Source organism: Actinomycetes bacterium, from assembly GCA_036510875.1.
Taxonomy (GTDB): Bacteria; Actinomycetota; Actinomycetes; order Prado026; family Prado026; genus DATCDE01.
Genome location: DATCDE010000020.1, coordinates 1 through 13,164, shown reverse-complemented (window position 1 = coordinate 13,164; position 13,164 = coordinate 1). Strand labels below are relative to the sequence as shown.

General features: G+C 72.5%; 14 protein-coding genes and 1 tRNA gene. 6 read left to right on the top strand and 9 right to left on the bottom strand.

Features of this window, described 5'->3' with window-relative positions; genetic code table 11:
* On the bottom strand, positions 1-255 hold a 255-nt coding region (locus VIM19_01285), incomplete at its 3' end, for a hypothetical protein (protein ID HEY5183547.1).
* A gap of 483 nt (positions 256-738) precedes the next feature.
* Here VIM19_01285 and VIM19_01280 point away from each other — a divergent pair.
* A complete protein-coding gene (locus VIM19_01280; protein ID HEY5183546.1) occupies positions 739-1,179 on the top strand; it encodes a hemerythrin domain-containing protein in 441 nt (146 codons plus the stop codon).
* Between the two features lie 24 nt (positions 1,180-1,203).
* On the opposite strand, the gene VIM19_01275 is transcribed toward VIM19_01280, so the two are convergent.
* Positions 1,204-1,292 (bottom strand) — tRNA-Ser (locus VIM19_01275).
* 65 nt (positions 1,293-1,357) lie between these two features.
* Here VIM19_01275 and rpiA point away from each other — a divergent pair.
* Positions 1,358-2,068, top strand: a complete 711-nt coding sequence (gene rpiA, locus VIM19_01270; GenBank protein HEY5183545.1) for a ribose-5-phosphate isomerase RpiA — start codon at positions 1,358-1,360, stop codon at positions 2,066-2,068.
* On the opposite strand, the gene VIM19_01265 is transcribed toward rpiA, so the two are convergent.
* The 3 genes from VIM19_01265 to VIM19_01255 form a co-directional block, all read right to left on the bottom strand.
* On the bottom strand, positions 2,065-3,687 hold the full coding sequence (locus VIM19_01265) for a fatty acid--CoA ligase (protein HEY5183544.1): 1,623 nt from the start codon (positions 3,685-3,687) through the stop codon (positions 2,065-2,067). The two genes, rpiA and VIM19_01265, sit on opposite strands and share 4 nt — an antisense overlap.
* 65 nt (positions 3,688-3,752) lie before the next feature.
* Positions 3,753-4,997: a class I SAM-dependent methyltransferase gene (locus tag VIM19_01260; GenBank protein HEY5183543.1), complete on the bottom strand. Its 1,245-nt coding sequence runs from the start codon at positions 4,995-4,997 to the stop codon at positions 3,753-3,755.
* 2 nt (positions 4,998-4,999) lie between these two features.
* Complete coding sequence (locus VIM19_01255; protein ID HEY5183542.1) at positions 5,000-6,343, bottom strand: FAD-binding oxidoreductase; 1,344 nt, start codon at positions 6,341-6,343, stop codon at positions 5,000-5,002.
* 127 nt (positions 6,344-6,470) lie between these two features.
* On the opposite strand from VIM19_01255, the gene VIM19_01250 reads away from it, so the two are divergent.
* From VIM19_01250 to VIM19_01240, 3 genes are read left to right on the top strand one after another with little or no spacing between them, the layout of a single operon-like run.
* Positions 6,471-7,379: an NAD(P)-dependent oxidoreductase gene (locus VIM19_01250; protein HEY5183541.1), complete on the top strand. Its 909-nt coding sequence runs from the start codon at positions 6,471-6,473 to the stop codon at positions 7,377-7,379.
* Between the two features lie 31 nt (positions 7,380-7,410).
* Positions 7,411-7,680, top strand: a complete 270-nt coding sequence (locus VIM19_01245; protein HEY5183540.1) for a metal-sensitive transcriptional regulator — start codon at positions 7,411-7,413, stop codon at positions 7,678-7,680.
* Positions 7,681-7,690: 10 nt separating this feature from the next.
* A complete protein-coding gene (locus VIM19_01240) occupies positions 7,691-8,095 on the top strand; it encodes an OsmC family protein (GenBank protein ID HEY5183539.1) in 405 nt (134 codons plus the stop codon).
* Between the two features lie 91 nt (positions 8,096-8,186).
* Here the strand turns inward: VIM19_01240 and VIM19_01235 are convergent, their stop codons facing one another.
* Genes VIM19_01235 through VIM19_01220 form a run of 4 tightly spaced genes read right to left on the bottom strand, consistent with a single transcriptional unit; the run spans position 8,187 to position 11,078 of the window.
* Positions 8,187-8,951, bottom strand: a complete 765-nt coding sequence (locus VIM19_01235) for a sulfite exporter TauE/SafE family protein (protein HEY5183538.1) — start codon at positions 8,949-8,951, stop codon at positions 8,187-8,189.
* A gap of 14 nt (positions 8,952-8,965) precedes the next feature.
* Entirely contained in the window at positions 8,966-9,319 is a 354-nt protein-coding gene (locus VIM19_01230) for a rhodanese-like domain-containing protein (GenBank protein HEY5183537.1), read from the bottom strand.
* Positions 9,316-10,758 (bottom strand): MBL fold metallo-hydrolase, encoded by a 1,443-nt coding sequence (locus tag VIM19_01225; GenBank protein HEY5183536.1) that lies wholly within the window; start codon positions 10,756-10,758, stop codon positions 9,316-9,318. The genes VIM19_01230 and VIM19_01225 overlap by 4 nt, the downstream gene beginning before the upstream one ends.
* The gene (locus VIM19_01220; GenBank protein ID HEY5183535.1) at positions 10,755-11,078 is read right to left on the bottom strand and encodes a rhodanese-like domain-containing protein; all 324 of its coding nucleotides are present in this window, start codon (positions 11,076-11,078) and stop codon (positions 10,755-10,757) included. Before VIM19_01220 ends, VIM19_01225 begins: the two co-directional genes overlap by 4 nt.
* 154 nt (positions 11,079-11,232) lie before the next feature.
* On the opposite strand from VIM19_01220, the gene VIM19_01215 reads away from it, so the two are divergent.
* Positions 11,233-13,164 (top strand): cell wall-binding repeat-containing protein (locus VIM19_01215; GenBank protein HEY5183534.1); only part of this gene is annotated, 1,932 nt, incomplete at its 3' end.

Genomic DNA, 13,164 nt, shown 5'->3' with positions numbered 1-13,164 from the left:
GGACCCCACGGCCAGCAGCCCCCACGCCGTCCGCGCCCTGGTGAGGCGCAGCCGCCCGGCGGCCAGGCCGGCGACGACATATGCCGTCCACGCCAGCAGGGGGTAGTAGCCGGTGACCAGCAGCGTCTGCAGCAGCGCCCGGGGAGCCTCGAGCAGGGTGGCGACGGTCGGGTTGCCGTAGTCCGGCGGGCCGAAACTGGCCCGCGCCGCCTGGCTGAGCGGGGCACGGCGACAGCCACCCCGGCCGCGAGCCATCCCAGCGCCGGAGCACGCAGCGGCAGCAGCGGGATGGCTAGCAGGAACAGCAGGGCGAAGTAGGGCAGGATCACCGCGACGCCCGAGTCCGGGTAGCCCAGCACCAGCCCGATGGCCCCGATCGCCAGCGCCCGCACCGCGATCCCCGCGCCGTAGCCGGCCCAGCGGCGCCCGGTCGGCGCGCGCGGGCCGCCCGTGGCCAGCGCCAGCCCCACACCGGCCAGCACGGCGAGGGCCGCCGCCGACCGACCGCCGGCGATCCGCTCGGCCAGGGACACCGAGCCGTCCAGCTCCCGTCCCGGGTAGACGTGGACCGCCATCATCCCCAGCGGCGCGAGCCCCCTCGTCGCGTCGACGCCGACCAGCCGCCCGGAGCCGCGCCTCCGGGACGCGGAGGACCCAGCGGCGTCCCGACTTCCGCCTCGGCAGACCCCCGGCTGGTCATAGGCTGAAGGCTAGGAGCCAGCCCCGGGAGGTGTCGCGATGGAACCCGCCGAGCTGCTCAACTCGGTCGCCGCACAGCGTGCCGAGCTGCGGCATGGAATGGGTGCGCTCGAGCAGGCCCTGGCCGCCCCCGCGGTACGCCCCACCTGGGCGGTCCGCGTGTACACGGCGCTGGCCGAGCTCGACCACGACCTGAAGGTGCACGTGCTCGTGACCGAGGGGGAGGACGGGCTGTACATCCGGATCCTGAAGGACGCGCCGCGGCTGGCCGCCGCCGTCCACCGGCTGACCACCGAGCACCAGACGATGCGGACGCAGATCGACGACCTACTGAGGGCCACCATGGACGGCGCCGACGTCGACGTGGAGGGTGTCCGCCAAGCCGGGACGACGCTTCTCGCGCTGATCGCCCACCACCGGCAGACCGGCGGCGACCTGCTGTACGAGGCCTACGAGTCCGACATCGGCGGCGAGACCTGACAGGGGTCTGACCACCCCGATCGGCGGAGGCGGAGGGATTTGAACCCTCGAGGGGGTTGAAGCCCCCAACCGCATTAGCAGTGCGGCGCCATAGGCCACTAGGCGACGCCTCCCCGCGGCCCGCTGGACCGCGCGGACAGGCTACCTGTCCGCCGTCCCGGCCAGCAAAGATAGGGCCGTGACCAACGACCCCCAGGCGGCAGCCAAGCAGCGAGCCGGCGAGACCGCCGTCGACCGGTACGTCCGATCGGGCATGCGCATCGGACTCGGCACCGGCAGCACCGCGGTGTGGGCGATCCGCCGGCTCGGCGGGCTGCTCGCGTCCGGCGCGCTGACCGACGTCGCCGGCGTGCCGACGTCCGAGGCCAGCCGGGTCGAGGCGCTGACCTGCGGCGTGCCGCTCACCACGCTGGACGACGACCCGCGGCTGGACCTCACCATCGACGGCGCCGACGAGGTGTCCCCGGCGCTGGACCTGGTCAAGGGCGGCGGCGGCGCGCACCTGCGAGAGAAGATCGTGGCCCAGGTCAGCGACCGGCTGGTCATCGTCTGCGACCCGAGCAAGCTGGTCACCGCGCTGGGGGAGACCTTCGCCATACCGGTCGAGGTGGTGCGCATGGCCCGCCGTCCCGAGCAGGCATTCCTCGAGTCGCTGGGGGCCCGGGCCAGCTGGCGGCAGCGGGCCGACGGCTCCGGACCGTTCGTCACCGACGAGGGCAACTGGATCCTGGACGCCGACTTCGGCCCCCTGGACGACCCCGCGGCGGTGCTCCGCAGGCTGCAGGAGCGGGCCGGCGTCGTCGAGGTCGGGCTGTTCCTGGGCCTAGCCGACGTCGTCCTGGTGGCCGAGCCGGACGGCGTCCGCGAGCTGCACCGCTCGAGGAGCTAGTCGACCGTCTTGACGTCCAGCTCGCCCTCGGCGTACTGGCGGCGCAGCACCTTCTTGTCGAACTTGCCCACCGACGTCTTGGGCACCTCGGTGATCACCGCCCACCGCTCGGGTACCTGCCACTTGGCCAGCCGGTCGCCCAGAAACGCCTTGAGGTCCGCCAGAGTGACGGTCGACCCCTCGCGCAGCACCACCGTGGCCAGCGGCCGCTCGCCCCACTTCTCGTCCGGGACGCCGACGACGGACGCCTCGACGACCTCCGGGTGGGCCATCAGGTCGTTCTCCAGCTCGACCGAGGAGATCCACTCGCCGCCGGACTTGATCACGTCCTTGGCCCGGTCGGTCAGGGTCAGGTAGCCGTCGGCGGTCAGCGTGCCGACGTCCCCGGTGCGCAGCCAGCCGTCGCGGAACTTCAACGGGTCGTCGTCGTGGTAGTACGACGCAGTGATCCACGGCCCGCGGACCTCGAGCTCGCCCACGGCCTGGCCGTCGTGCGGCATCAGGCCGCCATCCGGGCCGACCAGCCGGCCCTCCACCGAGGCGGGCAGTCGGCCCTGGGTGGTCCGGTACCGCCAGGCGTCGTCGCCCTCCGCGCCCCGCGGCGGCCGAGCCACCGAGCCCAGCGGCGAGGTCTCGGTCATGCCCCACGCGTGGATGATCGTCACGCCCCGGTCGTCGAAGGCCCGCATCAGCGCCGGCGGACAGGCCGAGCCGCCGACCGCGACCTCCCGCATCGAGGAGATGTCCCCGCCGTTGGCGGACAGGTGGTGCTCGAGGTCGTTCCAGATCGTCGGGACGGCACCGGCGAAGTTCGGCCGCAGCTGCTCGATCATGGTGGTCAGCGGGGCCGCCTGAAGGAACCGGTCCGGCATGATCAGCGAGGCCCCGGACATCAGCGCCGCGTAGGGCAGCCCCCAGGCCATGGCGTGGAACTGCGGGACGATCGCCAGCACGACGTCAGTGTCGCTGAGCCCGAACGACTCCTTCATGCACACCTGCATGGAGTGCAGCCAGATCGATCGGTGGCTGTACACGACGCCCTTGGGGTTGCCGGTGGTGCCGCTCGTGTAGCACATGGCGGCGGCGTCCCGCTCGTCGACGTCCGGCCACTCGAAGGTCGTCGGCTGGCTGGCGATGAGGGTGGCGTAGTCGTGCACCTGGGGGGACGTCCCGGCCAGCACGGAGGTGTCGGCCGGTCCGTTGATGATCAGGTGCTCGACGGTCTCCAGCTGCGGCAGCACGCGGGCCAGCAGCGGCAGCACCGCACCGTCCACGATGATGACCTTGTCCTCGGCATGGTTGGCGATGTACGCGAGCTGGTCGGGGAACAGCCGGACGTTCAGCGTGTGCAGCACGGCACCCATCGACGGCACCGCGAGGTACGCCTCGAGGTGCTCGGTGTTGTTGAACATGAAGGTGGCCACCCGCTGGTCACCGGTGATGCCCAGCCCGCGCAGGGCGTTGGCCAGCTGCGCGCTGTGCGCGCCCACCTCGGCATAGGTGATCGTGCGGGCGCTGTCACCGGTCCAGGTGGACACGGTGGACGTCGCATGCGTCGTGGCGCCGTACTCCAGCAGCCGGGAGATCTGCAGCGGGACGTCCTGCATGGTGCTCTTCATGGGGCCACTCCCTGATCGGTTGCCGACTTCTCGCCACGCTAGCCGGGACCGGGGCAGTGCGCCGCTCAAGCGCCCCAATCCGGGCGCAGCGGCATCCCGCTCCGGTGGTCGTTGCCGAGCCGGACGCCGAGGATCTGGTGCAGCTGGATCCGGTTGGTGTCGAAACCGACCCGGGACGCCGCCATGTACAGCTGCCAGACCCGGGCCTTGCGCAGCCCCACCTCGGCCACTGCGTCGTCCCAGCCGGCGACCAGGTTGGCGCCCCAGTCCCGCAGCGTCATGGCGTAGTGCTCGCGCAGGTTCTCCTGGTGCCGCACCTCGAACCCGTGGTCGTTCATGGCCGACTGGATGTAGCCGGGGCCCTCGAGCTCGCCGTCCGGGAAGATGTAGCGGTCCAGGAAGCCGCCGGCACGGGCCCGTTCCATGTTGGTGGGCCGGGTGATCGTGTGGTTGAGCAGCCGCCCGCCCGGCCGCAGCCGGGAGGCCAGGAACGAGAAGTACGCCGGCAGGTTCTTCTGCCCGATGTGCTCGGTCAGCCCGATCGATGACACGGCGTCGAAGTTCGCCTCGGTGACGTCGCGGTAGTCGCTGAAGCGGACCTCAGCCTGCCCGGTGAGGCCGTCGTCCGCGATCGCCTTCTGCGCCCACTCGGCCTGCTGCCGCGACAGGGTCACGCCCAGCGCTTGCACGCCGTAGTGCTGCGCCGCGTGCCGGACCATGCCGCCCCAGCCGCAGCCGACGTCGAGCAGCTGCATGCCCGGTTGCAGGCCCAGCTTGCGGCAGACCAGGTCGAACTTCTCGGCCTGGGCGTTCTCGAGGGAGGCCTCGAGGGTCGGGTAGACGGCGCAGGTGTAGGCCATCGACGGGCCCAGCACAACCTCGTAGAACCGGTTGGACACGTCGTAGTGGTGCGCGATGGCCGCGGCGTCCCGGTCCTTGGAGTGCCGGCGGCCACGCCGCCAGGGGTGGGGCGCCTCCTCCGGCGGGACCGGCGGCCGGCGGAGGACCCCCGTGCCGAGGCCACGCAGCAGCTCGATCCGCTCCGACCACGGGACGTCCTGCCGGGAGTACTGGACCAGGCCGTACAGCGCGCGGTAGACGTCGCCGTGCACCGCCAGGTGGCCGCTCACGAACGCGCGGGCCAGGCCCAGGTCACCGGGCGCCGTCACGATGTACTGCAGCGCGACCGGTGAGCGGAGCTCCAGGGTCACCTCGGCGTCGGGCGACCCGGCCGAGCTGCCGTCGTACGCGGTGAAACGGATCCCCGCGCCATCGCCCACGATCCGTTCGAAGATCTCCGCCAGTGCCATGGTCACCTCCGCAGGACGCACTTGTCGTACAGGTCGAGCAACCGCCCTTCCGGGTCGTAGGTCTTCTTTAGTACGTCATACGCCGTCCCGTTGTAGATGCGCCAGAAGTCGGCCGGGTCGTAGTAGGACGTCGAGTACAGGGACTTGCGCCCGCCGAGCCGCTCGACCTCGGCCTCGATCAGCCGGTTGGAATGCCCCTCGGCGTCGCCGCCGCGCGCCGGCACGGACGACCAGAAGCCGAAGTTCACGTAGCTGGCGGCCGGGTCGAACGCGTAGAGGTCCCAGTGGTCACCGGGGTCGCGCTGGCGCAGCGGGCAGGTCCACACCGGGGAGATGCCGATCTCGCGGCGGAAGAAGTCGAGGAACTCCGCGGAGCGCTCGATGGGGATCTCGACGTCCTGGATCACCGGCTCGCGCTCGGGCCGGCCGCGCCACCGGTCGACCTGGGCCACCCAGCCGTGCCGGCGCTCGAACCCCACCACTTTCTGGTAGGCCTCACTGCCGAGATAGCGCTTGGGCACCAGCCGGCGGACGGCGGGCCGCTGCACCTGCAGCGCCTGCGAGCACCAGAACCAGTCGGTGTCCCAGCGCCACAGGTAGTCGCGGACGGTCAGGTAGTCGGTGCGGCGGGCCTGGATGGACCGGTAGTAGATGTCCATGCCGGTGTAGTCGCCGGTGTACGGGGCGGTGTCGACGAACCGGCCCACCGACAGGTACATCTCGTCGGCGCCGAACACGGTGCCATCGAGGAAGTCCGCGGTGGCACCCTCGTGGCTTCCGGTGGCCACGACGTCCGCCATGGCCGCGAAGAACGTGCCGGCGCCGAAGAAGCGCCGGTGCACGAGCTCGACGAACGGGCGCACCGGCTGCAGCTCGATGGTCAGCCGCAGCGCGTAGCCGAGGGTGCCGTAGGAGTTGGGGAACCCGAAGAACAGGTCGCGGTGCTCGTTGTCCCGGCGGGCCGTGACGATTCGGCCGTCTCCGGTGAGCACGTCCATCTCGAGCACCGACTCGTGCGGCAGCCCGTTGCGGAACGAGGACGACTCGATGCCCAGCCCGGTGACCGCGCCGCCCAGCGTGATCGTCTTGAGCTGGGGGACGACGAACGGCATCAGCCCGTGCGGCAGGGTGCTGTCGACCAGGTGCTCGTAGGTCGTCATGCCCTGGACGTCGGCGGTACGGGCGACCGGGTCCACCGACAGCACGCCGTCGAAGGCGGCGACGTCCAGGCCGGGGGCGGTGGCCGCCGTGCGGGGACGGAACAGGTTCGAGGTGCGCTTGGCCAGCCGGACGGGCGCGCCCGGAGGAAGCGCGGCGTACTGCTCGAGCAGAGTCGCCGTGCGCACCTCGTACGAGAGGTCTCCCAACGCCTGCAGCCGCACAACGATCACCGTAGCGAACGGACGACCATCAGGGCAGGGGCTGCTGCGGGTTGAGCCCCGTCCAGCCTGGTCCGCCCCCTACGCTGCGTCCATGACGACCGTGGGCGTGGTGGGCCTGGGGATCATGGGCTCGGGGATGGCCCACAACCTGCTGGGCGCCGGGTTCGACGTCGTGGTGCACAATCGGACGGCGGCCCGGATGGCGCCGTTGGCGGCCGCCGGGGCCCGTACTGCGGCCGACCCGGCCGAGCTGGCGGGGTCCTGCGACGTCGTCCTCACGTGCGTGAGCGACACCCCGGACGTCGTGGAGGTCGTGCTCGGCCCGCGAGGGGTGATGCGAGGCGCCCGACCCGGGACGCTGGTCGTCGACGCCAGCACGATCGCACCGGCCGCCACCCGGCGGATCGCGGCCGAGCTGGCTGCCGCCGGGGTGCGGTTCCTCGACGCGCCGGTGTCCGGGGGCAGCGAGGGAGCGGCTCAGGGCACCCTGTCGATCATGGTCGGGGCAGCCGCGGAGGACCTCGAGGAGGCCCGGCCGGTGCTGGCGGCGATCGGCCGGACCGTGACGCACGTGGGTCCGGTCGGGGCCGGGCAGACCTGCAAGCTGGTCAACCAGGTGCTCGTCGTGGTGACCATGCTGGGGGTCAGCGAGGCGCTGCTGCTCGCGGACGCCGGCGGCCTGGACCTTCCGACGACGATCGCGGCGGTCCAGGGCGGCGCGGCCGGCAGTTGGATGCTGGCCAACCGCGGGCCGCAGGTCGCGGCTCGGGACTGGCGACCGGGCTTTACCATCGACCTGCAGCAAAAGGACCTGCGGCTGGTCCTGGAGGCCGCCGACGAGCTCGGGGTTCCACTGCTCGCGACGTCCATGGTGTTCCAGCTCTATCGGTCTCTGCAGCAGGCGGGGCTCGGCGGCGAGGGCAACCACGCGCTGGCCAAGGCGGTCGAACGGTTGGCGGGACACGCGATCGGCTCCGACGACGTACCCCCGGGGGTATGATGTGAGACGTTCCCAAGGCGAGGAGGACCCCGTGCAGGTCGACGAGGGAGTCGAGCGCGACGTCGTCAACCGGCTGCGCCGGGTGCAAGGCCAGGTGGCCGGCGTGATCGCGATGATCGAGGATGGTCGGGACTGCGGTGAGGTCGTCACCCAGCTGGCAGCCGCGTCCAGGGCGCTGGACAAGGCGGGGTTCAAGGTCGTGGCCAGCGGCATGCGGCAGTGCCAGACCGCGATCGAGCAGGGCAAGGAGCCCCCGATGAGCCAGGCGCAGCTGGAGAAGCTGTTCCTGTCGCTCTCCTAGGGGCCGGCGGATGGCGCGCGACATCGTCGTCACCTCACGTGGCGGAGACGCCTACGAGATCACCTTCGGTGAGCACTCGGTGGTCGTCGACCAGCCGGTGAAGGCCGGGGGGACCGACACCGGGCCCACCCCCACCGAGCTGTTCATCGCCGGGCTGGCCGGCTGCATCGGCTACTACGCGGGCAAGTACCTGCGGGCCAACGGCCTGCCGGACCAGGTGAGCGTGCACACCCGGTACAAGTGGGCGCTGCCGCCTACGCGGGTGACCCGGATCCAGCTGTCGGTCGAGGCCCCTGGCCTGCCGGCGGGGCACCAGGAAGCCTTCCACGAGGCCATCGAGCACTGCTCGGTGCACAACACGCTGCGGGAGCCCCCGGCGGTCGAGATCACCCTCGCCCCCGTGGCGACCGCCTGAGCGGCGTCGGCTCGGCCGTCCGCAGGCCGTCCGCGCGCTCCGGCATGTCCTCGTTGCCGCGATCGCGTTCGTGAGGCGAACGACAGAACAGCTAGCCGAGGAGGGCGACCTGGGCGGCCATGTAGGCGGCGACCGCCAGGGTGAGGCCGCCGAAGGACTTCCGCAGGGTGGGGGCCGGGATCCGGGGTGACAGCAGCGCGCCACCCACCGCGCCGAGCGCAGCGGCCACCACCAGGGTCAGGGTCAGTCCGAGGTCCAGCGTCGCCATCGACCCCCGCGCCAGCAGGCTGACCAGCGAGTTGACCAGGATCACCACGAGACTCGTCGCCGCGGCTCGCCGCACCGGGAAGCGCAGCGCCGTGACCAGCGCGGGCACCACGATGAACCCGCCGCCCACGCCGAAGAACCCGGTCGTCAGCCCCACCCCGGTGGCGACGGCGACCACGCCGGGCCACCGGGCGGGCGCCTGCAGCGGCCGGTCGGGGTCGTCCGCGCGTTGCCGACGCAGCATGGACCAGCCGGCGATCACCAGCAGCAGCGCGAACGACCCCAGCAGGAAACGCTCAGGGACCGAGACGGAGAGCCGGGAGCCCACCAGCGCCCCGACGGTGCCGAGCAGCCCGAAGCCGAGTCCGGTCCGCCAGTCGACCCGGCCGTCGCGCGTGTGCGGGATGACGCCCGCGAGCGCGCCGGCCGCCACGATCACCAGCGAGGTGGTGGTGGCCTGCTGGGCGGTCAGACCGAGGCCGTAGACCAACAGCGGGATGCCGAGCACCCCGCCGCCCCCGCCGAGCAGACCCATGACCAGACCCAAGGTGGCCCCCACGAGGAGGGCCAAACCCAGGGTCCCGGTCATCGACTAGGCCACGGCTACGCGACGACGCCGGGCCGTCCCTTGCGGTCGACCAGCTGGCCTCCGGCCGAGTGCCACGCGTGCATGCCGCCGCGAAGGTTCACAGCGTCGTAGCCCTGGTTGATGAGCGCCTTGGTCACGTGCGCCGACCGGTTGCCCGAGCGGCAGACCACAACGACCTTCTTGCCGGCCGGCACCTTGCGGCCCACCTCGGCCAGCCGCGACAGGGGCAGGTGGGTGGCCTGGGGAGCGTGCCCGGCGTTCCACTCGGCGGACTCCCGGACGTCCAGCAGGACGGCGCCGTTGCTGACCAGCTGGCGGCCTTCCTCGGCCGGGACCTTCGGGGTGCGGAAGCGGTCGAACAGGCTCACGCCGTGACCGCCGCTCCGAAGCGCTGGGTCTCCTCCGGCTCCTGCTCGGTCACCACGGGGACGCCGCGGTTGGCCGCCTGGTCGAAGCCGTCGTCCACCAGCACGGTCGGGATGCCGGCCCGCTCGAGCAGCGAGCAGGTGGCCGCCGCGCGGAAGCCGCTGCCGCAGTAGACCCACACCGCGGCGTCGCGCCCGGCGTGCGCCGCGGCGCGGCTCCAGGTGGCGACCTCCTCGATGCGGTCGAGCATCTCGTGGATCGGCAGGTGCTTGGCGCCCGCGACGTGACCGTCGCGCCACTCCAGGCTGCGCCGGGCGTCCAGGACCAGCAGCTCGGCGTTGCCCGTCATGGCCGTCGCCAGGCCGGTGAAGTCGGTCCGCGGGAAGGACAGCACGTCCTCGGCCGAGGTCGCCCAGGCCTGCGGCTCGCCGGTCGCATGCGCGACCGGGCGGTCGATGCCGATCTGGGCGAGCTGCCGCTGCATGTCCTGCACCTGCTCGGCGGTCTCGCCCAGCAGGGTCACCGGGGTGCCCCACGGGATCAGCCAGCCGATGTAGGTCACCGCGTTGCCGACTCCGTCGAAGGAGAGGGTGCCCCGCAGGTGGCCCTGGGCGAACAGGGTGCGCGAGCGCAGGTCGATGACCCACTCGCCGGCGTCGATCCGCTTGCGCAGCTCGTCGGCGTCCGCCAGACCCGGCAGCGTCAGGTCGATCGGCGCTGGGCCGGAGACGTTGGCCGGGCCCATGTGCGCGTAGTAGGTCGGGTAGGCGTCCAGACCGGCGATGAGCTCGTCGACGAAGTCGTGCTCGGAGAGCAGCAGCGCCGGGTTGCTCCGCAGCTGCTGGGCGACGGTGGACTCCAGGCCCACGGTCGCGGTCACGCTGCAGAAGCTGCCGAAGCCGTGGGTCGGGAACACCGACGCGTCGCCGGCGACCTGGTCGACGATCTTGTGGATCGAGCGCCACTGGTCGTGCGCCAGGCCCAGGGTGTGCGCGGGGCCGATCAGGTCGGGCCGGCCGACGCTGCCGTACAGCATCGAGCCGCCGGTGAACACGGCCTGGTCGCGGCCGTCGACCGACACCGCGTACGACAGGTGCTGCGGGGTGTGGCCGGGGGTATGGACCGACCGCCAGGCCATGGCGCCGCTGGTGAAGGTCTCGCCGTCCGCCAGCTGGACGGCCTCGTAGGCGATGTCATGGCCGGCCGGGACGACGTAGGTCGCGCCCAGCAGGTTGGCCAGCTCGAGCCCACCGCTCACGTAGTCGTTGTGCATGTGGGTCTCGAGGACGTGGCTGACGGTCAGGGGCTTGGCGGTGAGAACCGCCCGGACCCGGTCGATGTCGCGCTGCGGGTCGACGACCACGGCGACGCCGTCCAGCGAGACGACGTAGGAACGGTCGCCGAGGTTCGGGGTCTCGATGATCTCGATCTGCACGCTCATGCTGCTGCACTCCCGGTGACGATTGGGTTTCCGGTCAAGCGCCACGCTGAGGTTCCACCCTCGACGTTACGCGACGCGATGCCGTTCTTTGCCAGGAACAGCCCTGCCTGGTAGCTGCGGTTGCCCGTCTCGCAGATCAGGTAGAGAGGGCGGTCAACGCGGAACTCGGTGTGCATGAGCGGCAGGAGGAACAGCGGCACGTGCACCGCACCCGGCACGTGGCCGGCCTCGTACTCGTAGCTCTCGCGGACGTCGACAACATAGGCCTCGTCGCGACTGATCGCCTCGACGAGCTCCAGCACGGAGACGTGCTCGACCATGGGGCAGCTGCTCCTCGGTAAACGGGTGGGCTACGAACTATACCCCGGGGGGTATCTGTCGCGCCAGTGCCGTCCGCCCCGTTCCCGCCCGAAGGGACCCTTCATCCGGGAGGGGCGGGGAGAATGGGGACAAGGGGAACGTAGGGTGCCGGGCATGCTGCATCGGGTCTGGCTCGCCCTCGCGTCGGTCCTGAGCGTGCTGGTCGTCCCACTCACCGGCCCGGTGGCCTCCGCGGCCGCCGCCGGTACGTCGCTGGACCAGGTCCACCGGTTCGCGGTGCCGGCGTCCACGCTGCAGGTGGTGCTGGCGCGGTCGTCGACCTGGTCGTCCACCTCGGCGACCCTTGAGTTCTTCGAGCGCGCCGACGCGTCCTCGCCCTGGCACGCGGCGCTGCCCGCCGTGAGCGGGCGGGTCGGGTTCGGCGGCATGCACGACGCTGCGACCCGGCTGCAGAGCACCGGGACGACGCCGGCCGGGATCTTCGCCCTGCCGTGGGCCTTCGGAGGCGCCCCGAACCCGGGGGCCACGCTGTCCTACCGGCAGTTCGACAGTTCCGACTGGTGGGTCTACGACCCGCGCGACCCGGGCAGCTACAACACCTTCCAGGCCGCGCGATCGGCGTCTGCCCGGTGGCGCGCCGACTGGGCCGAGCACCTGACGGACTACTACTCGAGCACCAGCCAGCAGTACAAGTACGCCGTCGTCGTCGACTACAACCTGCCGGCCGCCTACCAGGCGCCGGACACCAGCAAGGGCGGCGGGATCTTCCTGCACGTCAACGGGTCGGGGGCCACCGCCGGCTGCATCAGCATGCCGGAGCCGGCCATGGTGGCCATGCTGCGCTGGCTGGACCCGGCCGCGCGTCCGGTGCTGGTCTCCGGGCCGACGTCCTGGCTGGACGACGCGGTCGCCACCCCCGCCGGGCTGACCACGCAGGTCGCGCCCGGGCCGTTCCACGCAGCCGGTGCCACGGGTGCGTTCGTCGGGGTCGCTCGCCCCGCGCGCATGCAGTGGTGGCAGCTGGCGGTCACCGACGTCTGCACCGGCGCGGCGGTGGCGACCGGCTCGGGGGCGGGCGCGCAACCGGTGGTGGCCCAGTGGGACGGCGCCGTCGCGGGTGCCCCGGCCCCGCCGGGGCTGTACCGGATGACGCTGCGGGCGGGGACCAGCAGCTGGACTCCGTCCGCCAGCCTGTCCTGGACGGTGGAGGTGTTCCAGGCCGGCGTGACGCCGCTGACCGGGTGCCCGGCCACCCGGGTCTCCGGCACCGACCGGTACACGACGTCCGTGGCCATCGGCTCGCGCGCGGCGCCCAGCGCGACGACCGTCGTCCTCGCCTCCGGGGCTGAGGCCAACCTGGTCGACGGGCTGGTGGCCGCGCCGCTGGCCGGCCAGCTCGGCGCCCCGCTGCTGCTGACGACGCCGGCTGCGCTGCCGGCGGCGGTCGCGGCCGACATCTCCCGGCGTGGGGTCGTGCGGGCCGTCGTGGTGGGTGCGGTCGGCGCCGTGTCGGACGCGGTGTTGGCCCAGCTGCACGCGCTCGGCGTCACCGACGTCACCCGGATCGGCGGCGCCTCGCGTTATGACACCGCCGCGCTGGTGGCCCGGGCCGTGGGCAGCGGCGACGGCTCGGCCTTCGTGGCGTCCGGGGCGACCGCGAACCTGGTGGACGCCCTGTCGGCGGCCGGGCCGGCGACCCACCTGGCCCGGCCGATCCTGCTCACCGAGCCGGGCCGGCTGCCGGTGGCCACGACGGACGCGCTGACCGCGCTGCAGGTTCGCAGGACAACGGTGCTCGGCGGGGTCGGCGCGGTGTCGGCGGCCGTCGCGGCCGCGCTGCCGGGAGCCGCGCGGCTGGGCGGCGCGAGCCGGTACGACACGGCGGTGGCCGTGGCCACCGCGTTCGCCTCCTCGGTGGGGACCGCCCGGGTGACGCTGGCGTCGGGCACTGACCCGGTGGTCGACGCGCTGCCGGGGGGCACCCTGGGGCAGCTCGTGCTGCTCACCGGGTCGGCCCTGCCGTCGCCGACGGCCGGCTGGCTGTCGTCGGTGCGGCCCGGTGCGCTCGACGTGCTCGGCGGCCCC

Bases quoted from the DNA above. Each gene is read 5' to 3' on its own strand.
- VIM19_01280 (HEY5183546.1), top strand. From the start codon at position 739: ATGGAACCCGCCGAGCTGCTCAACTCGGTCGCCGCACAGCGTGCCGAG.
- VIM19_01265 (HEY5183544.1), bottom strand. From the start codon at position 3,687: ATGAAGAGCACCATGCAGGACGTCCCGCTGCAGATCTCCCGGCTGCTG.
- VIM19_01260 (HEY5183543.1), bottom strand. From the start codon at position 4,997: ATGGCACTGGCGGAGATCTTCGAACGGATCGTGGGCGATGGCGCGGGG.
- VIM19_01250 (HEY5183541.1), top strand. From the start codon at position 6,471: ATGACGACCGTGGGCGTGGTGGGCCTGGGGATCATGGGCTCGGGGATG.
- VIM19_01240 (HEY5183539.1), top strand. From the start codon at position 7,691: ATGGCGCGCGACATCGTCGTCACCTCACGTGGCGGAGACGCCTACGAG.
- VIM19_01235 (HEY5183538.1), bottom strand. From the start codon at position 8,951: ATGACCGGGACCCTGGGTTTGGCCCTCCTCGTGGGGGCCACCTTGGGT.
- VIM19_01225 (HEY5183536.1), bottom strand. From the start codon at position 10,758: ATGAGCGTGCAGATCGAGATCATCGAGACCCCGAACCTCGGCGACCGT.
- VIM19_01220 (HEY5183535.1), bottom strand. From the start codon at position 11,078: ATGGTCGAGCACGTCTCCGTGCTGGAGCTCGTCGAGGCGATCAGTCGC.